13 protein-coding genes and 1 pseudogene are annotated in these 23,417 nt (G+C 65.3%); 8 read left to right on the top strand and 6 right to left on the bottom strand.

All coding sequences use genetic code 11. From position 1 onward, the window contains the following. Nucleotides 1-7 precede the first annotated feature (7 nt). Nucleotides 8-1,810 (bottom strand): ShlB/FhaC/HecB family hemolysin secretion/activation protein, encoded by a 1,803-nt coding sequence (locus C9I57_RS31005; RefSeq protein ID WP_107154333.1) that lies wholly within the window; start codon nt 1,808-1,810, stop codon nt 8-10. Continuing rightward, nucleotides 1,807-6,456 (bottom strand): beta strand repeat-containing protein, encoded by a 4,650-nt coding sequence (locus C9I57_RS31000; protein WP_107154332.1) that lies wholly within the window; start codon nt 6,454-6,456, stop codon nt 1,807-1,809. The genes C9I57_RS31005 and C9I57_RS31000 overlap by 4 nt, the downstream gene beginning before the upstream one ends. Nucleotides 6,457-6,694: 238 nt before the next feature. Between C9I57_RS31000 and C9I57_RS30995 the strand changes: the two genes are divergently transcribed. The 5 genes from C9I57_RS30995 (at nt 6,695) to C9I57_RS30975 (ending at nt 10,678) form a co-directional block, all read left to right on the top strand. Then, the gene (locus tag C9I57_RS30995) at nt 6,695-8,254 is read left to right on the top strand and encodes a protein adenylyltransferase SelO (protein ID WP_107154331.1); all 1,560 of its coding nucleotides are present in this window, start codon (nt 6,695-6,697) and stop codon (nt 8,252-8,254) included. A gap of 82 nt (nt 8,255-8,336) precedes the next feature. Continuing rightward, complete coding sequence (msrB, locus tag C9I57_RS30990) at nt 8,337-8,786, top strand: peptide-methionine (R)-S-oxide reductase MsrB (protein ID WP_107154330.1); 450 nt, start codon at nt 8,337-8,339, stop codon at nt 8,784-8,786. A 142-nt stretch (nt 8,787-8,928) separates the two neighbouring features. Further along, the gene (locus C9I57_RS30985; RefSeq protein ID WP_107154329.1) at nt 8,929-9,459 is read left to right on the top strand and encodes a septation protein A; all 531 of its coding nucleotides are present in this window, start codon (nt 8,929-8,931) and stop codon (nt 9,457-9,459) included. 1 nt (nt 9,460) lies between these two features. Continuing rightward, nucleotides 9,461-9,799 (top strand): BolA family protein, encoded by a 339-nt coding sequence (locus C9I57_RS30980; RefSeq protein WP_107154328.1) that lies wholly within the window; start codon nt 9,461-9,463, stop codon nt 9,797-9,799. 99 nt (nt 9,800-9,898) lie between these two features. After that, on the top strand, nt 9,899-10,678 hold the full coding sequence (locus tag C9I57_RS30975) for a peptidylprolyl isomerase (RefSeq protein ID WP_107154327.1): 780 nt from the start codon (nt 9,899-9,901) through the stop codon (nt 10,676-10,678). Between the two features lie 96 nt (nt 10,679-10,774). On the opposite strand, the gene C9I57_RS30970 is transcribed toward C9I57_RS30975, so the two are convergent. The 4 genes from C9I57_RS30970 to purL form a co-directional block, all read right to left on the bottom strand. Beyond that, a complete protein-coding gene (locus tag C9I57_RS30970; protein WP_258187919.1) occupies nt 10,775-13,120 on the bottom strand; it encodes a bifunctional diguanylate cyclase/phosphodiesterase in 2,346 nt (781 codons plus the stop codon). Between the two features lie 21 nt (nt 13,121-13,141). Further along, complete coding sequence (locus tag C9I57_RS30965; protein WP_107154325.1) at nt 13,142-13,579, bottom strand: phosphate ABC transporter substrate-binding protein; 438 nt, start codon at nt 13,577-13,579, stop codon at nt 13,142-13,144. Nucleotides 13,580-13,587: 8 nt separating this feature from the next. After that, entirely contained in the window at nt 13,588-14,730 is a 1,143-nt protein-coding gene (locus C9I57_RS30960) for a hypothetical protein (protein WP_107154324.1), read from the bottom strand. Nucleotides 14,731-14,955: 225 nt separating this feature from the next. Continuing rightward, on the bottom strand, nt 14,956-19,062 hold the full coding sequence (gene purL / locus C9I57_RS30955; protein WP_107154323.1) for a phosphoribosylformylglycinamidine synthase: 4,107 nt from the start codon (nt 19,060-19,062) through the stop codon (nt 14,956-14,958). Between the two features lie 397 nt (nt 19,063-19,459). Here purL and C9I57_RS30945 point away from each other — a divergent pair, with 397 nt between their 5' ends. The 3 genes and pseudogenes from C9I57_RS30945 to C9I57_RS30935 form a co-directional block, all read left to right on the top strand. After that, entirely contained in the window at nt 19,460-20,761 is a 1,302-nt protein-coding gene (locus C9I57_RS30945) for an FAD-dependent oxidoreductase (protein WP_107154321.1), read from the top strand. Nucleotides 20,762-20,883: 122 nt separating this feature from the next. Further along, nucleotides 20,884-22,512, top strand: coding sequence for an NAD(P)H-hydrate dehydratase (locus C9I57_RS30940; RefSeq protein WP_107154320.1), 1,629 nt, complete (start codon nt 20,884-20,886; stop codon nt 22,510-22,512). A 123-nt stretch (nt 22,513-22,635) separates the two neighbouring features. Beyond that, a pseudogene (locus C9I57_RS30935) lies at nt 22,636-23,417 on the top strand (glucose-6-phosphate isomerase); the annotation flags it as partial.

Raw genomic sequence — 23,417 nt, 5'->3', positions numbered from 1 at the left:
TCTCCCCTCAAAACGCTTTCGTCAATTGCAGCCATACGCGCCCGGCATGATCGGTATCGGCGACGGCCGTGGCATTGCCGAGCTTGTGCGCGTAGACGAGGCGGATTTCGTAGTCAGGCGCTTTGGAGAGCGTGACGCCGATGCCGGCTCCCGACAGTCTTTGATGGTTGGACTCCGTCGAAAACGGATAGGCGTTGTTTCGCACGAAACCCGTGTCGACAAAGCCGAAGACGCCGAGCTGCCCCGGAAGCAGCGATTGTGCGACGGCATAGCGCAACTCGGCCGTCGCGAGATAACCGTCGTCGCCCGGCGCCTCTCCCGTAGGATAGGCACGTACGCCAAAAGGGCCGCCGAGCGATAGCTTCTCGGACGAGATCAGGTTTTTCGAGGCTTGCTGGCCGTTCAGCGACAGATAGAACTGAAGCCGTGGCGTGACGGCCTCGTAAAGCGCAATCGAATAGGTGTACTTGCGATAGCGGCCGTCGGTCTGAGCCGAAGTCTGATCGATCGCCAGCGCATCGGCCGACTCGAGGTGAACGTTGCCCGATTCGGCGCGCACCGCATAGGTGACGAGCGTCTTGCCCGCGAGCACGTTGCCGTCGATGCCCGCGCCGAATACGTTGTCGAACTTGTCTTCGGCGGTTCCGTTCGCGTGATCGGTCAGGTTCTTGCGATCAAACCCGCCTTCGGCGTTGAGGTTCAACGTGCGCGAGCGGATCAGGGGGTAGCTCGCCGTCCACGACAGCACGGTAGCGTGGCCATAGGCATCGAGCGAAGAGAAGTCGGCGCCGAGCCGGTAGGTCGATTCCGTCACGGACAGGCTGGTGCGCAGGCCGTCGCTCCCGATTGGCGCGCTATAGCCGAGTTGGCCGAACGTTTGGCCCGTGATCGAAGTCAGCGCGCGCGCATCGAGGCGATCGCCGAAACCCAGCGGGCTCAACCACTGCAGCGCGCCGCCGACACGGTAGCGTCCCGTTGGCCTGATGCCGTAATTGTCGGCTTGCAAGCTCGCGGTCAGTGCGCGAGTCGGAGGCACGTCGATCGTGAGGTCCGAGGTGCCGGGCGTCTCGCCCGCCTGCAGGTTTCCGGTGACGGCCGTTGCGCCGGTCACGTCCTGCATCAGCAGCGCCGCGCGATCGAGGCGGCGCTCGTCGATGACGTCGCCGAGATGCTTTGCGCTCACATAGCGCTGAAGCACGGCGTCGCGCACGTGCGAGGCATTTCGGACTTCCACCTTGCCATAGCGGCCTTCCACGATCGCGATGTCGACGATACCGTCGCGGATGTCCTGCGCGGGGACGTATGCGCGCGCGACGAGATAGCCATGCGCGCGGTAGAAATTCGTGACGCGTGCCGCGGCTTCGTCGAGGTCGCCCAACGTTCGGGCGTCGCCTAGCGCGGGCTTCAGGAGCGGCATCAATTCGGCACGGCTGAACTTCGTATTGCCGTCGATCTGGAAGCCTTTGACGGCGAACCGCAACGCCGATGCGGAAGGCGCCGGCGCGGCAGGTCGCTCGATGTGAATCTCGGCATTCGACGCGGGCGGCGAGACGGGCGGCAATGTCTGCAGCTGATTGCGCAGTGTGCTGCCCGCATCGGGTATCGGCGACGCCACTTGCGCCCAAGCATCCGGCATCGTGCAAGCGAGCGCCGCGCTCATGCCGGCGAGAAGGGTCAATGGAGAGCGGCGACGCAGGTTCATTGCGCTTGTCGAAGGAATCGGGAATGCGGCGCCGTTATCGCCGCGATGCGGGTGGCAGTGCATGTTCGATATGCCGGCCGCATCGTCTTTTCCGAGCCCCGCGCTCATGGCACACACGCATTCGCGACCGGCCACGCCGGCAACGTCGACGACCGTCCGTTGCTCGAGACAGGTGTGCCGTGCGCTGCGTCGAACGCCGCCAGCACGGCTCCAATCTCCTTTCGGCGCCCGTTGCCGTTTCCATCCGAGCCGTTGTCGGCGTCGTTGTTCATCACGGCCTGAACCTGGTTGATCACGGCCAGCGTCGACGAAGGCGCAGCCAAAGACGGCGGCGCGCTCGCCTGCGCGTCGACGACGGTCAGGTCCGCGACCGTTCCGTCGGCCACCGCATAGCCGGCCGGCACGTTCGAAGCCGTATAGCGGATCCGATAGAGGCCCACGCCGTCGTCGCCGCCTGCTCGTGTCGCAGTCACCGCGTCGCCGTCGCTGTAGACGCTGACTGTTACGCCCGACGGCACGCTTGCATCGGTGAATGCATTGCCGTAGCTCGAACCGGCGTATTTCAGCGACAACGTCGCGCTTTCCTGCGCGGTCTGGCCGACCATCTTCTGGTTTGGATTCGCGTTGACGAGGATGACCTGGTCGGTCGAGAAGAGATATCGATTGCCACTCGTCGAGACCATCGAGCCCGGACTGTAGCTTTGGGCCCACAACGCGCTGTTGCCGCTTTGCAGCCCCCCGAACGAATCGGCATCGGGACTCGTCGTATAGATGAGCCACCGGCCGTTCGTCGTGACGACACTCGGACCAAAAACGTTCGCAAAGCCGGCGCTCACGAGAATGACCGCGTCTCCGCTCGCCGAGGAGCCGATCGGTTGGGCTAGCGTCGTTGTATGGCCCGGGTTCGTCAGCGTGACAGTGCTTCCGGCGGTGATGCCCCTCGTTGATCCCACTTGCCCCACAGTGAGCTGACTTGCGTTATTCAGGCTGAACGAGCCGCTGACCATCGCCGCCACCGTGCCGATTTGGTTCGCTCCGTCGAGCCACACATTGTTTGCGATCGGAATGCGCAATGCACCGAGCGTGAACGCGCCGCCTTGCGCAATGTCGCCGCCCGAGGTCTGCAACGTGAGCGAGGCGCCGCTGCCGCTCACTGAACCGAGCGTCATTACGGCGGCCGAGATCGACGTGTCACCGGTCAGATCGAGCTCCGCACCGGGCGCGGACACGAGCGATATGCCGTATGCGGTCGCCAATGCATTCGATTGCAGATTCGTCAAAACGGCCGGTACGAGCGAAGCGACCGGCGAAACCGCGCCGCCCGAGAACGGGTTGCCGAGCGCCGATGCGATATCGCCGAGCGTCACGCTCGATCCCGCCAACGCGACGACGTCGTCCTGCAGATTCATCGAGACGCTGGCGCCTGAGGTCTCGGCCGCGCCGAGCGCTGTGCCGGGGCTCGGCACGTTCGTCGGCGAAAACGCGACGATCGCCGTCTTGCCGTTGAATGCAGTCGAAGGCAGCATCAAATAGTAGAAACCGTTCGCCCCGGTCGTCAGGCTCGCGATCAATTGGTCGTGCGCGGCGAAGTCGAGCGTCTTGGCGGACTGCACGGCGCCCGATGTTTTCGTGTAGGTGCCGGACAGTACCGTAGGCGTGCTCGAGAAGATCGAGACGAGATAGGGATAGGACGTGCCGGGAATGAAGCGCCAGACGTTGCTGAAATCGAACCCCGAAAAGCTCGACGTTTGGCTCGACAACATCTGGGTGTTCGTGAGCCCCGTGCCGCCGACGCTCGTGCTGAGCCCCGTCGTATCGATGTTCCAATAGCTGTTGGTGACCGAAGACCCGGAACGTGCAACCGCCACCAGACCGCCCGACGCTTCGAGTCCGGATACGAAGCCCGTCGCGTAACTCGTCGCGATCGACGCTTCATTGTCGCCCACGAGGCCGCCGGCGGCCCCGCTGCTCGCGGCGCTGAGGCCGAGCGCGTAGCTGTCGGCGATCGTGCCGCTATTCAGGCCCACGAGGCCGCCGACGTCGCCGGCGAAAGCGGTGACCGCCGAGCTCGAGAACGATTGCACGATCGATCCGTCGTTCTGGGCCACGAGACCGCCGGCGGTCCGAAAGTCCGATACGGCGCCGGTTGCCCATGATGAGACGATTTGACCGCCGGTGCTGTTGAGGGCAGTGAGGCCACCTGCGTACTGACTGCTGTTGACCGTTCCTGTGGCGGACGATCCGGTGATGGTTCCTGTATTTTTGCCTACCAGCCCGCCCGCGGCATTTTGGTTGGCCGTCACCGCGCCGCTCCCGCTGCTCGTCGTGATCGATCCGTCGTTCAGGCCGACGAGGCCGCCGATGATGTTGTCTCCCGTGACCGACGCGGCCGAGCTCGAATTCGAAATCACCCCGCCGCTATTCCAGCCGACGAGCCCTCCCGCCTGCCCTTCGATCGTGCCGCCCAGGCCGGATGCCGCGATCGTCACGCCCGAGCCCACGGTCGCGTTCGTGATCGCGGCGGGAAACGAAGAGCCGTCGCTGAGGTTCTCTCCAATCAGCCCGCCCACGTTCGTATTGCCGCTGAGATCGGCGAGCAGCGTGTTCGATGTGGCCGTTACCGTGCCGTTGTCGACGGAGACGTTCGAGATCGTTCCGCCTTGATTGATGCCGACGAGCGCGCCGACGAAACGCGAGCCGGTGACGTTGAAGTGGGTTAGCGAGACATTCGATATCGAGCCGTCCCGAACGAAGCCGAAGAGGCCGATGTCCTCGTTGTTGGGATTGTTGATCGTCAAGCCGCTGATCGTCTTGCCGTTGCCGTCGAACGTGCCCAGGAATGCGTTTTCGACACCGTTGCCGATCGGCGCGAAGCCGAGGCCGCCGTTCCAATTCGAGGTGCCGCTCGCATCGATCGAGTTCGCGAGCTTGTACGAATCGGCCAGCAACGACACAGAAGTGCCGATCCCTTGCAGGCCGTAAACGTCGCCGATCATATAGGGGTCGGCGGTCGTCCCGCTGCCGCTCAGTGCTCGCAGGAACGATGCGCCATTGCCGACGATGAAGTTCGACGCGCTGAATCCCGGGAGGAACGGACCGTCCACTTGTACCCACGCCCCGTTCTGGAGGTCGAACGTGTGAGTGGTAACAAAAGCCATCGACGAGGGGGAAATGGTGCCGGTCGCCGAGAGCGTGAGCGTGCCGCTGCCGGCGTCGAGAATAATCGGCCCGTCGATCGCGATGCTGCTGCCCGACGTTACGCTCAGCGATTGGAGCGCAGTGATCGACGCGCCGAGCGTGATAGCGCCGCTTGCCGTCAGCGATCCCGTGCCGGTTAGCGAAATGGGCTCGTTCGTGGCGAGCGTTCCCCCGGCGTCAGCGATGAGCGATCGTGCGACGAGTGGCGCCACCCAAGCGATGTCGTGCGTCGCGCTGGCCACGATCGAGCCTGTCGTGCCGCCGTCCAGCGACGCATTGACTTTGATATCGTGGTCGGCCGTCAACGTGAGCGTGTTGCCTGAATTCCACACCACGCCGTCGTTTATCGTGATGTCGCCAACGCCGCCGGTGCCCGAGCTCGTTTTCAGTTCAACGTTCGTGTTCCCGAGTTGCGTCGAGAGCTGAGCCCCGGTCATATCGCCGCCCGAGGCGGCGACGACGATATCCGACGGATCGATGAGCCACGTGCCGCTCTGGCCGTTCGTGGCATGCGTGGTGATCGTCGCGCCCGGTTGCAGCTGGAAAGCCTCGCCCGATGTTTCGATCGTGCCGCCGTTGCCGCCGTTCGGCGCGGATGCGTCGAGCGTTCCGCCCACGAGCGCCGTTCCGCCGTCTGCGATCAGCTTGATCGTGCCGCCCACGTTGACCGCCGTGCGCGCAACGATTTCGCCGGAGTTGTTGACGACGCCCGACAAGACGGCGTCTTTCCCCTTGCTCGTGAGGATGACGACGCCGCCGTCCGCGCGGATCAAGTCGCCGTTTTCGGCGAGGGCGTCGAGCGTGCCTTGGTCGATCGTCAGCGAGACGAGTTGATCGCCGGCGAGCGTCACGGTGGCTGCCGAACCGGCCGCGAGTTCGACAGTGCCTTTATCGGCGATGAGCGAACCCCGGTTCGATACATGAGGCGCGATGAACGCGATATAGCCGCCGTTCGCCGTGATCTGTCCTTCGTTGACGATGCTCCCGGTGCCGCCGCTATCGGTAAAACGGAATTTTCCCGCGAGGAAATCGCTGTCGGACAAGTTCAGCGTCGTTGCAAGCAGCCCGCCGACGTTGACTTGCGCCGATTTGCCAAAGAGCACGCCGTTCGGGTTCAGGATGAAGACCTGTCCGTTTGCGTTGAGCGTGCCGAGGATCTGCGTGGTGCTTTGGCCCGTCACGCGATTGAGCGCGATCGCACTGCTCCCCGGCTGTGCGAATGTTACGGAGTCCTGACTGCCGATATCGAAGCTCGTCCAATTGATGGCGAGACGGTTGCTGCCTTGCTGAATGACCGTGCTCGTTCCGCCCGCTGCGTTGGGCGCGGCATTGATGGTGCCGGCACCGGCAGTGATCTGGCCGCCCGCGGGCGCGGCCGCCGCGTGCAAGCAGCCGAGCGCGCTCGCCGCGGCGAACGCGGCGGCAACGATCGGCCGTAGCGTGAACGCCCCTCGGCCATGCGCATCAGCCTGTACATGTACAGGTGCGTGCGCATCATTTTTTCCCCGCCCCGTTTTGCGTGGATATTCGTGCCGGTTTCCGGTCTTTTCTTTCATCGACGACGGTCCTGGAAGTCGACTCGGTCGCGTTGGCCGAGTGGCGGCACGCGCGAGCGGCGCGTACGCCTACCATCGCGCATCTTGCCAAGCGAGCGTTTATTGAGCGTTTACCGCGACGAGATCCGCTCCGGCCGCGGCTGTCTTTCGTGGGATTCGATGTGGCACGGGCTGTCCGGCTCGGATACGCGTCGCGAAGCGGCCGCTTACAATACGAGGAAGTCGAGAGGTCTCACTCATGTCTGTTTCCGCAACCGTTGCCGAGCCCACCGGGGTGTTGGCGAGATTGGCCGAGTCGTTGGCGGCGGCACGCCCTGGCTCGTTCGCCGGCCTGGGCACCGCTTTTTACACGCGTTTGCCCGCCGCGCCGCTGCCCGAACCCTATGTCGTGGGTGTCTCGGCCGATGCCGCGACGACGCTCGGCCTTGATGCGTCGATGGTGGCCGAGCAGCCCGATTTCGCCGCGTTCTTCTGCGGCAATCCGACGCGCGAATGGCCCGCGCAGGCCCTACCCTACGCGTCTGTCTATTCCGGTCACCAATTCGGCGTTTGGGCCGGCCAGCTCGGCGACGGCCGCGCGCTCACGCTCGGCGAGCTCGAACACGGCGGCGTGCGCAATGAGCTGCAATTGAAGGGCAGCGGGCGCACGCCCTACTCGCGCATGGGCGACGGCCGCGCCGTGCTGCGTTCGTCGATCCGCGAGTTCCTCTGCTCGGAAGCGATGCACCACCTGGGTATCCCGACGACGCGAGCACTTTGCGTGATCGGATCGGACCAGCCGGTGCGGCGTGAGGAGATCGAAACGGCCGCCGTCGTCACGCGCGTTTCGCCGAGCTTTGTCCGATTCGGACACTTCGAGCATTTTTACGCCGCGGATCGCATCGACGAATTGCGTAAGCTCGCCGACCACGTGATCGAGCGCTTTTACCCGGAGTGTCGTGACGCGAACGATCCCTACCTCGCCTTGCTCGATGCGGTAGTCATTCGCACCGCTGAGCTGGTCGCGCAATGGCAGGCGGTCGGCTTTTGTCACGGCGTCATGAACACGGACAACATGTCGATCCTCGGCTTGACGATCGACTATGGTCCGTTCGGCTTCGTCGATGCGTTCGATGCGAACCACATTTGCAATCACTCGGACACGCAGGGGCGCTACGCGTACCGCATGCAGCCGCAGATCGCGTACTGGAACAGCTTCTGTCTCGCGCAAAGCCTGCTGCCGCTGATCGGCGCGCACCATGACGAATCAGTGCGGGCCGAACGGTCGGTTGCCGATGCGCAACAGGCCCTCGAAACGTTCAAGGCGCGCTTCGGGCCCGCGCTGGAGCGCCGATTGCGCGACAAGCTGGGCTTGTCCGAAGCGCAGCCCGGCGACAACGTGCTCGCCGACCGCCTGCTCGAGCTCATGCACAAGAATCGTGCGGACTTCACGGCGACGTTCCGTCGTCTTGCGACGATGTCCAAGCACGACGCGAGCAGCGACGGGCCGGTACGCGACCTGTTCATCGACCGCGACGCATTCGATCGATGGGCGGCCGATTACCGCGCGCGGCTCGCGGCCGATCCGCGCGACGACGCGGCGAGGCGCGAGGCGATGAACCGCGTGAACCCGAAATACGTCTTGCGCAATCACCTGGCCGAAACGGCGATCCGACGCGCGAAGGAAAAGGACTTCTCGGAGGTGGAGCGCCTCTTGACCGTGCTGCGCCGCCCGTTCGACGAGCAGCCCGAATTCGAGGCCTATGCGGCGCTGCCGCCCGACTGGGCTGGCACGCTTTCGGTCAGCTGCTCATCGTAGGGTCCAAGGACCGCATCCATGCGCCGCTCGCGTGCGTATATGCACCGTGCGGCGAACATGCCAAAACGGAGACATATCGACCATGACTGAACACACCGATCCCCGCGACCTCCCCGAAACGAGCGAAGCGCCCCGTGACGGCTATGTCGTCCGTAAGTCCGACGACGACTGGCGCAGCGAACTCAGCGACGTCGAATACGAAGTCACGCGACACGCCGCGACCGAGCGCCCGTTCACGGGCCGCTACTGGGATCACTGGGAGCGCGGCGTCTACGACTGCGTCTGCTGCGGCACGCCGCTCTTCGAGTCGTCGACGAAATTCGACGCCGGTTGCGGCTGGCCCAGCTACTTCAAGCCGATCAACGGCGAGGTGATCGAAGAGCGGACCGACCGCTCGCATGGGATGCTTCGGATCGAAGTCCGCTGCAAGCAATGCGGCGCGCACCTCGGCCATGTATTCGAGGACGGCCCCGCTCCCACGGGCCTTCGCTACTGCATCAACTCGGCTGCGCTACAATTCGAGCCCAAGTAGCGCGGATCGTACGCTTCGCTGTAATAGCGCGGCCCAAGCCCGCGGGCGGGCGCACGAAATCGTGCGCCGCTCCGCGGCTTTTTGCCGACGATCTGCGTCGAATCCGCTCCGGCCCGAACAGCGAAGCTTTTCGTACTTTCTGATGAAATTTCTCTTCGATCTCTTCCCGATCATCCTCTTTTTTGTGGCGTTCAAGCTCTGGGGCATCTTCACGGCCACGGCCGTCGCGATCGCCGCGACGCTCGTGCAAGTCGCGTGGGTGGCCTTTCGGCACCGCAAAGTCGACACGATGCTCTGGGTCAGCCTTGGCGTCATCGTCGTCTTCGGCGGAGCGACACTCGTCCTGCACGATCAGAAATTCATCCAATGGAAACCGACCGCGCTGTACTGGCTCTTTGCCGCCGGGCTTTTCGTCACGCGCTACGGCTTTCGCAAGAATCTGATCGAAACGATGATGGGCAAGCAGCTCACGCTGCCGCACGCGGTCTGGGATAAGCTCAATGTCGCCTGGGCGCTCTTTTTCGTTGCGCTCGGCATCGTGAACCTTTACGTCGTCGGCAACTTCACCGAGTCGCAGTGGGTCAACTTCAAGCTCTTCGGTACGACGGGCGCGATGGTGCTCTTCATCGTCGCCCAGAGCCTTTGGCTCGCGAAGTACATGAAGGAGGAGTGAGATGACTGCAGTGTCCGCCGAGCAATTCATGACGGCAACGCCCGCCGAGCGCATCGCATTCATCGAGGCGCGCATCGGCGCGGCGCTTGAACCGATGCGGCTCGCTGTCCGAGACGACAGCGCGCAGCACGCGGGCCATGCGGGCGCGGCGGCGGGCGGGCATTACACCGTCACGGTGGTGGCGGCTGCGTTCGGCGGCAAGGCGCGCATCGCGCGGCACCGCCTGGTGTATGATGCGCTGGCCGACGTGATGCAGCGCGGCATCCATGCGCTCGCGATCATGGCGTACACGCCCGAAGAGTTTGCCGAGATGCCCGATGCGCCTTCATCGAAATCATAGATGAAATGTCCTAAGCGCCCCCGTATCAGGAAGGAAACAAAAGCACCGGGGGCTGTCTCTTATCGAATCTTTCCCATTTGGAACGCTAGGAAACGTCCGATGATCCACAACAAAACCCGACTTTGGGTATTGCTTGCCGCGTTCGCGGCTGCTCCGGCCTTCGCGCAGAACGTTGCCGTCGTCAACGGCACGCCTATTCCGAAATCGCGCGCCGACGCGCTCATCGGTCAGCTCGTGAAGCAAGGCCAGCAAGACAGCCCCCAACTGCAGCAAGCCGTGCGAGACGAGCTCATCAATCGTGAAATCCTCATGCAGGAAGCGGCTCGCGAAGGCATTCCGACGCGCGCCGACGTGAAGGCGCAGGTGGCCGTGGCTCAGCAAACCGTCGTGCTGCGCGCGCTCATCGAGGATTTCGTGAAGAAGAACACGCCGAGCGACGCCGAAGTCAAGGCGCGCTACGACGAGCTCGTGAAGCAAGTGGGCGGCAACGAGCTGCATTTGCACCATATCCTCGTCGACAACGAGCAGCAGGCGAAGGACATCATCGCGAAGATCAAGGGTGGCGCGAAGTTCGAGGATCTCGCCAAGCAGTTCTCGAAGGACCCGGGCTCGGCCAAGAATGGCGGCGACCTCGACTGGTCGAACCCGAGTGCCTACGTGCCCGAGTTCGCCCAGGCGGCCGAGAAGCTGCAGAAGGGGCAGATGACGCAAGAGCCGGTGCACACGCAGTTCGGCTGGCACATCATTCGTCTCGACGACTCGCGGCCCATCACGCCTCCTCCGCTCGATCAGGTCAAGCAGCAGATCGTTCAACAGATGCAGCAGGAAAAGCTGCAGGCGTTCGAGCAGAATCTGCGCGCGCAAGCAAAGATTCAGTAGGCGCCAGGCTGACGTTGGCCGAGTAAAGCTTTGCCGCCTTCGGGCGGCATCGTCGTTTTTGCCGATCGCGAAGGCCGCGCCACGCGGCCGCTGCCGTCAAGCGTCTTCCCGTGCGCTCGCGACGCCGCGCTGCGCCGCCAGCATCGCCCCAATTTCGGCGGGCGTCACGGGCCGACTGAAGTAGTAGCCCTGAATCTCGTCGCAGCCGTTCTCGCAAAGGAAGTCGACCTGCGCCTGCGTCTCGACCCCTTCCGCGATCACGTTCAAGTTCAGGCGCCGGCTCATCGAAATCACGGCCATGACGATCGCCCTGTCATCCTCTCGTTGCGGCAGCTCCCGGACGAACGATTTGTCGATTTTCAGCCGCGCGATCGGCAAATGCTTGAGCGCGCTGAGACTCGAATATCCGGTGCCGAAATCGTCGATCGAGAATCGAACGCCCATTTCCTGCAGCCGCTTCATCGTTTCGACACAGCGCTCCAGATCCTGCATGATGAGGCTCTCGGTCAGCTCGAGTTCGAGGTAACGCGCATCGAATCCGCTGTCGTCGAGTGCGCTAGCCACCGTCTGTGCCCACCCGTCGTGCAGAAACTGTCTGGCCGATACGTTGACCGAGATGCTGACGGGAGGCAAGCCGGCGCGCCGCCACCGCACGCCCTGCCGGCACGCCGAACGCAATACCCACTCGCCTATCGGCACGATCAGCCCGGTCTCCTCCGCCAACGGGATGAACGTCATCGGCGATACGGGGCCGTCGGCGGGATGATCCCAGCGCAGCAATGCTTCGACACCGAAGATCTTGCGCGTGCGTGCGTCGACCTGAGGCTGATACACGACGCGGAACTGGTCACGGGCCAGCGCTTCGCTCAGCTGCTTTTGCCGACGCAGACGATCGCGCAGCCTGGCGTTCATCTCCGGGCGATACCATTGGCTATTGTTGCGGCCCAGTTCCTTCGCGCGATACATCGCGGCGTCCGCGTGGCTCAGCAACGTTTCGGCGTCATTGCCGTCGATCGGATAGCTCGCCATTCCCATGCTGCAGGTGACCTGGTACGTCTGCCCGACCAATTCGACCGGCTCGGAAATCGCTTCGCGCACGCGCTCGATCGCGAGATAGGCACCCGGACCATCCGACGATTCGTTGCCGAGCACGAGCACGAACTCGTCGCCGCCGAGGCGAACCACGGTATCCGCCTGGCGCAGACACGACCGCATGCGGCTCGATACCGCCTTCAGCAACTCGTCGCCGGCACGGTGCCCGAGGCTGTCGTTGATCAGCTTGAAGTTGTCGAGGTCGATGAAGACGACGGTGACGGCGTAGCCGTGCCGTTGCGCATGCTCGAGTTCCTGGTCCAGGCGGTCGCGCAGCAGCGAGCGGTTCGGTAATCCGGTCAGCGCATCGTGCGTCGCCATATGGCGAATCCGTTCCTCGGTCCGCGCGCGGTTGCGCGCGAGCGCCCAGCTCTTCGCACTCAGGATCGCCGTCAGAACCAGCAACAGCATGCTGCCGGCCGCGCTCGACCACACGTAGAGCTGACGATCGCGGCGGAAACGCGACAGCGCCTCTTCCCGGGAAAGCCCGACGATGGCGACGAGCGGAAAGCCGTGCAACGCGCGCACGTTGGTGAAACGTGCGACGCCGGCATCCCAGGGCATGACGCCGAGCTTGCCCGATACGCCGCGGGCATGCGGCACCGCGACCGCCGCGCCCCACGAAACGTCGTCGCCCGCCCTCTGCACGCGCATGATGCCGTCCGTGCCGAGTAGGCCTAGAAAGCCATGCCGGCCCATTTGAGCAGTGTCGTAAGCGCTCGCGAAGTACGACGGGTCGACGGTCAACATGACGATGCCCGCGAAGCGGCCGCTCGCGTCCGCAAGTCGCCGGCTGAAGACGATCTCGGGGGCGCCCGATCCAGCATTGCGCTCGACTTGACCGATGTAAAGCGAATCGCCTTCGCTGCCGGACATGGCCTTGAAGAAAGGCTCGTTGGCGACGCGCGGCTCCGGCAGCTTCCGTGAGCTCGCGATGACCTCGCCGCGGCTCGTTGCAATCGCCACATGAAACACGATTGCCGGAGGCAGCATTTGCCTGTCCTCCATCTCTTCGAGCGCGTGGTCCCCTTTCATTGCATAGGCGTACGCCACCATCTTCAACGTACGGTCGATTTCCGCGAGATTGCGCACCGCCTGCGCTTCATAAGTGTCCGCCAGCTGGCGGCTCGACTCCGCCGCGGCGCTCACCGCTGTCTCATACTCGATGCGGATCGTGTAAGCAACCGAGCACCAGAAGACCAACAGAAAAAGCAGCGTGACGCAGGGAAAGAAAACGTAGGCTTCGAGAAAGCGCGGGGGCACATGGCGCGTCGCGCGCCGCGCCATGTCGCGCGCAAGCCCCGCAATGCGGGCCTCGCTTGCACCTCGAGCGGTCTTCCAGGTTTTCATCTCCTGCGCCATTCGTAGCGGTCAGTGCAGGGTCAGCACTGCTTTCACACTTGAATCCAATTCGCTTCTGTCGATATATCCGATCGCGTTCGGCGACGCGGCAACGATCTTCTTGACGGCCCGAGCGTCCGCTGCCGTGCGAGGCGGCACGCCTCGTCCCGTGAAGATCAGCTTTGGCCAGTAAGCGCGCAATTGCGCGAGCGACTTGCCCGCGACGAGCTTGTAGAATTCGGCGCGCTGCGCGTTGTCGTCGTTGTAGTCGATCGGCACTACGTCAACGCCATCGGGCAGCTGGCTCATCCTTCCGAGGTAGATATCGGCGACATCGCTCACCGTGAGCGACGTAAGCCGACTTTTCGCCGAGACGATGACGACAATCTGCGCATCGCACACCGTTGCGCAAAGCGCGAGAATCGCGCCGATCAGAACGGCAGTCAGCTTTCGCTTGATCCCGTGCATGCGCGCCCCTAGAAAACGAAGTCCAGGGTGGCGCTGAACACATTCGCCGCGCAGCCGTTGCGGAAGTTCGGCTGCTCGTTGATGAAGAGCCCCGCCGATTGGGACGGTGTCCAGATGTGTTCGTACTGCACCTTCATGTCGAGATTTTTCGCGAAATCCCAACGTAGGCCGACCGACAGATCCTTTTGCCCGAGGTTCGCGTTCGGAATGATGGTCTGATAGTTGAGTGCATGCTCGACGGCGTATGTCGCGTACGGCGTGAATTGGCCGAAGCGCATGCCGCCGCTCAGGTAGCCGGCGAGGTAGCCCGGGGTCATCCCATCGGCCGTCACGCGCGCGAGCTCGCCTTGCACGAACCAGCGCGGGACGTCGTAACCGATGCCGACGCTGTAGGCCGCCGCGGCCGATCTTTGCGCGAACGGCGACGAGGTGTACGCGTGAAGGTAGCCGAAATGCAGAGTCAGGCTTCGATACTCGAGCGTGTCCACGACTCCGCCGATGTCCGTCCCCTTGAACTTCGTCCCGCCCGGAGTGATGTGGAATGACGTGCGGCCATAAATCAGATGCAGTGTGTCGATGACGTGCGCGAAGTGCAGCTTGTAAGACGCATCGACGCCGTCGCTGTTCGTGATCGGCTCGAGGTTATAGAGTTCCCCCGGCACGCGAACCCACGGATTGGCGTAACCCACTTCGCGGTAGTCGGAGCTGAGGAACGTGGGCAGTTCGATCCGTCCCACGCGCACGTTGAGGTCCGGCGTGAACGCGTAGTTCACGTTCGCCCACTCGATCGTCGGCGTGTAGCTGTTGTCGTAGTTGTAGCGCGATACGACTTGCACGAGCGCCGTCAGCTTGTCCGTGAACCGGCCCGTGAGCTGGAGCCCGAACTTCGTGTCGCCGGCAACGTTGAAGCGGCGCGTGTATCCGGCGCCTGCCGGCTGAAATGCGGCACCCGTGAAATCGGCGGTGTCGAGACTCGAGTGCGCCACGCCGAGCGTGCCGAAGCCGCTCAACGCGAACATGGACGGCGATTCCCCGGCATACGCACCCGGTGCGGCTGCCCAAAGCGTCAGCATCAGCGCGGCGGTCTCGAGCGTCAGCTTCGCTGCGCGCGTGATGCCATGGCTGCGGATTGCAGGTCTCTTTCGTCGCACTATTGCGTGGGTCGTTATGGGCCGCGGCATGTTGGCGCGCCAATGGGACGCGCCTGCCGGGCTCGTTATGTTTCAACTATGTAAACGACCCCGCCTTCCGACTCTTTATCGAATGGCGTGTAAGGATTTTCTTATTCTTGGGTCAGCGCGTCGCTCGACGGCGGCTCGAGGAGCACCGCCGCGCATGAACGGCGGATGTCGCTGCCATCCGCCGTCTCGCCAGTCTTACGCGAGCCAGCGCCGTGCGTTGCGGAACACGCGCATCCATGGGCTCGCTTCGCCCCAGCTCTCGGGATGCCAGCTCATCTGCACCGTGCGATGCACGCGCTCCGTATGCGGCATCAGCACCGTGAAGCGGCCGTCGGGCGTCGTCACGGACGTGATACCGGCAGGCGAACCGTTCGGGTTGAACGGATAGCGCTCGGTAGCCTCGCCGCGGTGATCGACGAAGCGCATCGCCACGTTCGCGCGCGCAGCATCACCTTGCTGAGAGAAGTCCGCGAACCCTTCTCCATGGGCTACGGCAACGGGAATTTGCGAGCCCTCCATGCCGGCGAAGAAGATCGACGGCGAGGGCTCGATGCGCACGAGTGAGAACCGCGCCTCGAACTGCTCCGACTTGTTCCGCGTAAACTTCGGCCACGCATCGGCGCCGGGAATCATCGACGCGAGGCTGCTCATCATCTGGCAACCGTTGCAGATGCCGAGCGCGAACGTGTCGTGCCGGCCGAAGAACGCCGCGAACATGTCCGCGAGCATCGGGTTGAAGCGAATCGTCTTCGCCCAGCCTTCGCCCGCCCCGAGCACGTCGCCATAGGAGAACCCGCCACAGGCCACGGCGCCGGCGAAGTCGGCCAGCGTCGCACGTCCCGACAGCAAGTCGCTCATGTGCACGTCATAGGCATCGAAGCCCGCGCGATCGAAGGCATAGGCCGTCTCGAGATGCGAGTTCACGCCCTGCTCGCGCAGGATCGCCACGCGCGGACGCGCGCCTTTATTGAGGTACGGCGCCGCCACGTCTTCCTGCGGATCGAACGTCAACTGCGGCGAAATGCCTGGGTCCGCCGCATCGAGCAAAGCGTCGTATTCCGAATCGGCGCAAGCCGGGTTGTCGCGCAATCGCGCGATGCGCCAGCTCACTTCCGTCCAGGCGCGCTGCAATTCGGCGCGAGGCGCGTCGTAGATCTTCTTCGCGTCACGATAGACTTCGATCACGTCGCGCTCGTTGAGCTTGCCGATCACGTGCGAGCAAGCCGAGAGCCCATGCTCGCGCAGCAGGCCGAGCGCCTTGTCGCGCTCGGCTGCCTGCACCTGGATCACTGCGCCGAGCTCTTCGGCGAAGAGCGCGTGCAACGTGCGATCGTCGCGCCGCCCGCTCGTCTGCTTCGCCCAGTCCTTCGCATCGCCATAATCGAACTCATGGGCCGCATCGAGGGTGAGCATGTCGACGTTCAGCGATACGCCCACGTGTCCGGCGAACGCCATCTCGCAGACGGTTGCCCACAAGCCGCCGTCCGAGCGGTCGTGATAGGCGAGTATCAGGCCGGCCGCATTGAGCGCCTGGATCGCGGCGAAGAAGCGTTTCAGATCCTCGGGATCGTCGACGTCGGGCACGCTATCGCCGACCTGCTGCGTCACTTGTGCGAGGATACTGCCGCCGAGCCGCTGCTTGCCGCGGCCGAGATCGATCGCGATCAACACGGTATCGCCGGCTTCGCCCGATCGGCGAAGCTGCGGCGTCAAATGGCGGCGCACGTCGTCGACGGGCGCAAATGCCGAGATGATCAGCGAGACGGGCGACGTCACTTCCTTCGCGACGCCCTTCTCGTCCCATTTCGTCTTCATCGACAGCGAGTCCTTGCCGACCGGAATGCCGATCCCGAGCGCCGGACAAAGCTCCATGCCGATCGCCTTCACCGTATCGAAGAGCGCGGCGTCCTCGCCGGGGCTCCCGCAGGCGGCCATCCAGTTCGCCGAGACCTTGAGCTTGTCGAGCGAGGCGATCGGCGCCGCCGCGATGTTCGTGATCGCTTCGCCGACGGCCATGCGGCCCGACGCCGGCGCGTCAATGACGGCGAGCGGGGTGCGCTCGGCCATCGTCATCGCCTCGCCGCGAAAGCCGGCGTAATCGACGGCCGTAATCGCGCAGTCGGCCACCGGAACCTGCCACGGCCCGACCATCTGATCGCGCACGCTCGTGCCGCCGACGCTTCGATCGCCGATCGTGATCAGGAACGACTTGCTCGCGACGGTCGGATGCTTGAGCACCGAGACGGCAAGCTCGGCGAGCGACAAGCCCGTGACATCGACGGGCGCGCGCTCGGCCACCACGCGCTCGACGTTGCGATGCATGCGCGGCGGCTTGCCGAGCAGGACTTCCATCGGCATGTCGACGGGGCGTCCGGCGGCCCCTTCGGCCTGCGCATCGATGAGCTGCAACTGCCGCTCCTCGGTCGCCACGCCGACGACCGCGAGCGGACAACGCTCGCGCGCGCAGATCGCCTCGAACGCTGGAAGATCGGCCGGCGCGATCGCGAGAACATAGCGCTCCTGCGCTTCGTTGGACCAGATCTCGCGCGGCGACAGGCCGCTTTCCTCGAGCGGGACCTGGCGCAGTTCGAAGCGCGCGCCTTTGCCCGCGCCATCGACCAGCTCGGGAAACGCGTTCGAGAGTCCGCCGGCGCCGACGTCGTGAATGCTCAGGATCGGATTGCTTTCGCCAAGCTGCCAGCAGGCGTTGATGACTTCCTGCGCGCGCCGCTCGATCTCGGGATTGCCGCGCTGCACCGAGTCGAAATCGAGCTCGGCCGTGTTCGCGCCCGTCGCCATCGAGCTCGCCGCGCCGCCGCCCATGCCGATCCGCATGCCGGGCCCGCCGATCTGAATCAGCAGTGTGCCGGCCGGCAGGTCGTGCTTGTGCGTATGCGCCGCCGAGATGTTGCCGATGCCGCCCGCGATCATGATCGGCTTGTGATAGCCGCGCACCTGGCCGCCGACGTTTTGCTCGTAGACGCGGAAGTAGCCGCCGAGGTTCGGCCGTCCGAATTCGTTGTTGAATGCGGCGCCGCCGAGCGGGCCGTCGATCATGATTTGCAACGGCGATGCGATCCGGTCGGGCCGCCCGTAGGCGGTGTGCTGCTCGGCCGGGTTGCGCGAATCCGGCGGCACCGCGGCGTCGCGCGCGTTTTCCCACGGCTCGACGGCGCCGGGCAGCTCGAGATTCGACACGGTGAAGCCCGTGAGGCCCGCTTTCGGGCGCGCGCCGCGGCCCGTCGCGCCTTCGTCGCGAATCTCGCCGCCGGCGCCCGTGGCGGCGCCCGCAAACGGCGAAATCGCCGTCGGGTGATTGTGCGTCTCCACCTTCATGAGCGTATGCGTGAGCTCGACGTGGCGCCCGTAGCGCTCGTCAAGCGCATCCCCAGCGCGTTCAGCGCTGGGGATGCCTTGAGCATCGCCGTTGGACGCCTGCCGCGGGAACCAGCGCTCGGCCGCCCCCCCTTCCATGATCGCGGAGTTGTCCGAATAGGCGACGATCGTTCCCTGCGGGCTCAGCTTCTCCGTGTTCTTGATCATCTGGAACAGCGACGTGTCCTGCGGCTCGCCGTCGATCGTCCATTGAGCGTTGAAGATCTTGTGGCGGCAGTGCTCGCTGTTCGCCTGCGCGAACATCATGAGCTCGACGTCGCTCGGGTCGCGGCCGAGCTTCGTGAAGGCATCGACGAGATAGTCGATCTCGTCTTCGGCCAGCGCGAGGCCGAGCTCCGTATTCGCGCGCTCGAGCGCGGCGCGCCCATGCGCGAGGATGTCGACGGTAGACAGCGGCTTTGCCGGCAGCTCGTCGAAAAGATGCAGCGCCTCGTCGCGCGCGCTCACGACGCTTTCGGTCATGCGGTCGTGCAGCGCGGCCGCGACAGCCGCGCGCGCTTCGTCGGTCAAGCCCTTGCTGCCGCCAACGCCCAAGAACCCCGGCTTCAGCATTACCGTGTATTCGATTCCGCGCTCGATGCGGCGCAAGTGCGTGAGGCCGCAATGATGCGCGATGTCCGTTGCCTTGCTCGCCCAAGGTGAGACGGTGCCGAAGCGCGGCACGACGAGAAAGGTCTCCGTGGCGCCGCGCCCCTCACCGGCCGCGAACGGCGTGCCGTAGTGGACGAGCGCCTCGATGCGCGCGCTGTCGTCGGCCGTGAGCGGCGTCAACGCGTTGACGAAGTGCAGATATTGGCCGAGCACGCCGACGATGTTCGGATCGATGCGGGCAAGCGTCTCGAGCAGGCGGGTTTGACGGAATTCGGATAGCGCCGTAGCACCGGGGAAACACGAGAAGTGGGCCATGAAAAGACGTGGGCGTCGTTGAGTCGCGCTTAGCGCCGGGCGGACGATCGGGCTCAGAACCGATCCCTCTTGCGCATGCAGACGACGTGATGCGAAGGAAGACCGAGATTATACCCGGAACTCGGCCCCCAATAAGCCAAGCCGTCATGCGCGGCAGCTCGTGGCGCGCACGCCGCCGCGAGAAAGCGTCGAAGAGGCATGCCCGCTCTCGCGCGGGCACCCTGCTTTCGCCTGCACAGGCGAGGCGCGTCGCCCGTTTTGGCGCTATGATGCGCGGTTTGCTTCACCGGCGCCGCATGGCCAACGCGATCGTTGCACGGGGCGCGGCGCCGGCCGTCGGACACGACGCGACCGAACGCGGCGTGCGGCAGGTTGCAGTGCATCGAAAGAACCATTCATGGATGTCATCGTCATAGGCGGCGGAATCGTCGGGGTCGCCACCGCATATCAGTTGCACGCGGCGGGCCACCGCGTGTGCGTCATCGAGCGTCATGCAACCGTCGCGCAAGGCGCTACGTACGGACACGGCGGCGCGGTCCTGCCGACGCCGCTCGACGTCTGGTTCGGGCCGACCTTCATGAAGACGGCGCGCGCGCCGCGCGGCGGGATCGTTTACAAACCGGGGTTCGACTCGGCCACGCGACGCTTCATGCAACGTCTCGCAGGGCTCGCCGTGCACGACGCGTTTTGCGCGCAATACCGGCGGCTCAAGCCGCTCGTCGACGTCGCCCGCGAAACGATGGAGGCCATCGAGACGCGTCTTGGGCTCGACTTCGAGCAAACGAGCGGCGTCCTGCACGTCGTGCGCCATGCGCGCGACTGGGAAGAGGCGCAAAGCGCGCTCGACCTGCTGCGCGAGTTCGAAGTCAGGCATCACGTCCTTTCGGCCGACGAATGCGGCGAAGTCGAGCATTCGGTGCCGACGGACCCGGCTTTCGCGGGCGGCGTGCTCTTCGAGCAGGAGCGGATGGCCAACTGTCCGCTGTTCACGAAGCTGCTAAAGCAGTCCCTCGAAGACGAAAGCGGCGTTCACTTCAAGTTCGGCCGCGCGGTTGCAACGCTGCGCTTCGACAACGCGCGTGCCGCCGTCGAGCTGGCTCCCGCCGAGGGCGAGCGCTCGAGCTCGCGCGACGTCGACGTCGTGTCGGCCGATGCGATCGTCGTGGCGGCGGGCGCCGGCAGTCTCGCGCTCATCGAGCGCTCCGGGCTGCGCCTGCCGCTGCATCCTGCCCGCTTGTTCGCGCTGACGGCGCCGATCGCCTACGAGGAGCGGGCCCCGCATCTCACCGTCGTCGATACGACGAAACGGATCACGATGACGCGCGCGAATCAGCGCGTGCGCGTGGCGGGCGCGGCCCTCGTGCAGCCGGAGCGCGAAGTCACGAAGCCGCCGGCCGAGCCGCTCGCGAAGGCGGCCACGGCAGCTCTCGCACAGGCCACGCACGACTGGATTCCCGGCGCGGCCCGAATTTCCGCGGCTCATGCATGGGATGGCATCAAGCTGCTTTCGCCGGACGGCCTGCCCGTCGTGGGCCAGGCGCTGCACCCGCGGCTCTTCCTCAATTTCGGGCACGGGCCGGCCGGCTGGGGGCTTGCCTGTGGGTCTGCTAAAGTGATCGCGGATCTCGTGAGCGGCACCGAGCCCGGCGTGCCGCCCGATACGTTGGCGGCGCTGCGCGCCGATCGTTTCGTCGACTGAGGCGGCGCGGGCGGATCCAACCCCGGCGCCCGGCGCCTTGCATGCGTGATGCGTGTCATGGCGTCGAAATCGCGTCGCCCGGCGCAATGCCGCGCCGGTCCTCAACGCCCGTTGGCCCGACTATGACCGAAGCCGCCTCTCGCCCCGCCTCTCCCCTCTTCGTCAATCCACACGAGCGGCCCTTGCCGCTTTACACCGTTGCGGAGCTGCGTGCGATCGAAGCGCGCGAAGGCGCGCGCTTGCCGGCCAACACGCTGATGGCGCGGGCCGGCGCGGCCGCGGCGCGCTGCCTGCTCGAACTGGCCGAACATGACGGCTCGCTCGCGGCCGGCCGGACGGTCTGGCTCGCGGCGGGGCCCGGCAACAACGGCGGCGACGCGCTCGTCTGCGCGACCGAGTTGCGTGAGGCCGGCGTCGACGTCGAGGTCTGCATGCCAGTCGAGGTCAAGCCCGACGATGCCCGCTGGGCGCTTGCATGCGCCCGCGCGGCCGGCGTGCCGATTTCGCCTGGCGCCCCCGCCTCGTTCGACGGCTACGGCTGGCTCGTCGACGGCCTGTTCGGTATCGGGCTGGCCCGGCCCCTCGAAGGCATCTTTGCCGAGTTGGCTCAACGGATCGCGCAAGCGGCAGGCGCCGGCAAACCCGTGCTCGCACTCGACGTGCCGAGCGGCCTCAACAGCGACTCGGGCAACCTAGTGGGCCATGGCCCGGCCGTCCGGGCAACGCACACGATCACGTTTCTCGGCGCGAAGCCGGGCCTTTACATGACGCACGGCCGCGACCTCGCGGGCGAGATCGCCGTCGCGCCGCTCGGCGTCGAGGCGCCCGACGGCACCGCCGCCGCGATGCATCCCGCGCCCGCCGGTACGGCCGGCACAGCCGCCACGTTGCTCAACGCGCCCGCCCTGTTCTGCGCCGCCTTCCCGCCGCGTGCGTTCGCCGCGCATAAGGGCACGTTCGGAAGCCTCGCTGTCGTCGGCGGCGATACCGGCATGTGCGGCGCGCCGATTCTGGCCGCGCGCGCGGCGCTCCATGCGGGCGCCGGTAAAGTGCACGTTGCGTTCGTCGGCGCGGGCTCGCCGCCTTACGACTCGCCCCATCCCGAGTTGATGCTGCATCCGCTCGATTCCGGGCACGCGTTCGCGCTCGACGAAATGGACGCGCTGGCGCTCGGCTGCGGGATGGGTCGACGCGCTCTCGCGGCCGAGATTCTTTTGAAGGCGGTAGAACTGGATGTGCCGAAGCTCTTGGACGCCGACGCGCTCAATCTCCTCGCCGACGACGAAAAGCTTGCCGCCGCACTCGCCGCGCGGGGCGCGGCCGGCGACGTCTGCGTGCTGACTCCGCATCCGCTCGAGGCCGCCCGTCTCATCGGTGTCGACGCGGCGGCTATCCAGCGCGATCGGCTCGCCGCGGCACGCACGCTGACGAGCCGCTTCGGCGCCGTCGTCGTGCTGAAGGGCGCCGGCACCGTCGTGGCGGCGCCCGATGGCCGTACCGCCGTCAATCCGACGGGCAACGCCGCGCTCGCCACGGGGGGGACGGGCGACGCGCTCGGCGGCATCATCGGCGCGTTGCTGGCGCAACACCTGCCGGCTTACGAGGCTGCGCTGGCGGGCGTCTACTTGCACGGGCTCGCGGCCGATACGCTCGTCGCGGGCGGCGCCGGACCGGCGGGCCTCACGGCCAGCGAGCTCGCGCCAGCGGTGCGCGCGTCGCTCAATCGCCTGATTTATCCGGCGCGCGGGTAGCGACCCCGTCGCCGGGCCAATTTGACGGCGGCTGGCGGACGATGCTGCGGAACGGCATTCAACGCCGCTATACTGACTGACCGCAGCCTGGCATCACGTACCCGCCCATTTCTGACCGATACCATGACGCCGAACTCGCTTTCTTCCTGGTCCGCGCTCAAAGCGCATTACGAACAAATTCGCGACGCGCGACTGCGAGACTGGTTCGCCGCCGATAGCGGCAAGCCCTCTCGCGCCGAGCGCTTCACGTTCGAAGGCGGCGGACTCGCCGCCGATTTTTCGAAGAACCGTATCACCGAGGAGACGCTGAGCCTGCTCGTCGCGCTCGCGCGCGAAGCCGGCGTCGAAAAACGTCGCGACGCGATGTTCGCGGGCGAGGTCGTCAATCCGACCGAGGGCCGGGCCGCCCTGCATACGGCGCTTCGCGCCACGCGCGCGGACGCGCCCTACCATGCCGAGGTCGCGGCCGAGCGCGAGAAGATGGCCGCATTCGCCGAGCGCGTGCGCAACGGTGCATGGACGGGTTACACGGGCAAGCGTATCCGCCATGTCGTGAACATCGGTATCGGCGGCTCGGACCTCGGGCCGAAGATGGTCGTTCATGCGCTCGATCACCTGTCGCATCCCGAGATTTCCACGTACTTCGTCTCGAATGTCGACGGGGCCGATCTCGCGCGCGTCATGGACCGCATCGACGCAGAAGAAACCCTCGTCATCGTCGTCTCGAAGACGTTCACGACACTCGAGACGATGACGAACGCCCGCTCGCTGCGCGACTGGTTCGTCGCGAAGGGCTGCCCGGAGAGCGCGCTCGCCAAGCATTTCGTCGGCGTATCGGCGAATCCGGCCGAGGTCGTCAAGTTCGGCATCGCGCACGATAACGTGTTTCAGATGTGGGACTGGGT

The organism is Trinickia symbiotica (assembly GCF_003028655.1).
In the GTDB taxonomy this organism is placed as follows: Bacteria; Pseudomonadota; Gammaproteobacteria; order Burkholderiales; family Burkholderiaceae; genus Trinickia; species Trinickia symbiotica_A.
Note: the sequence above shows the minus strand (reverse complement) of the source record. Positions and strands in the feature narration are given on the sequence as shown.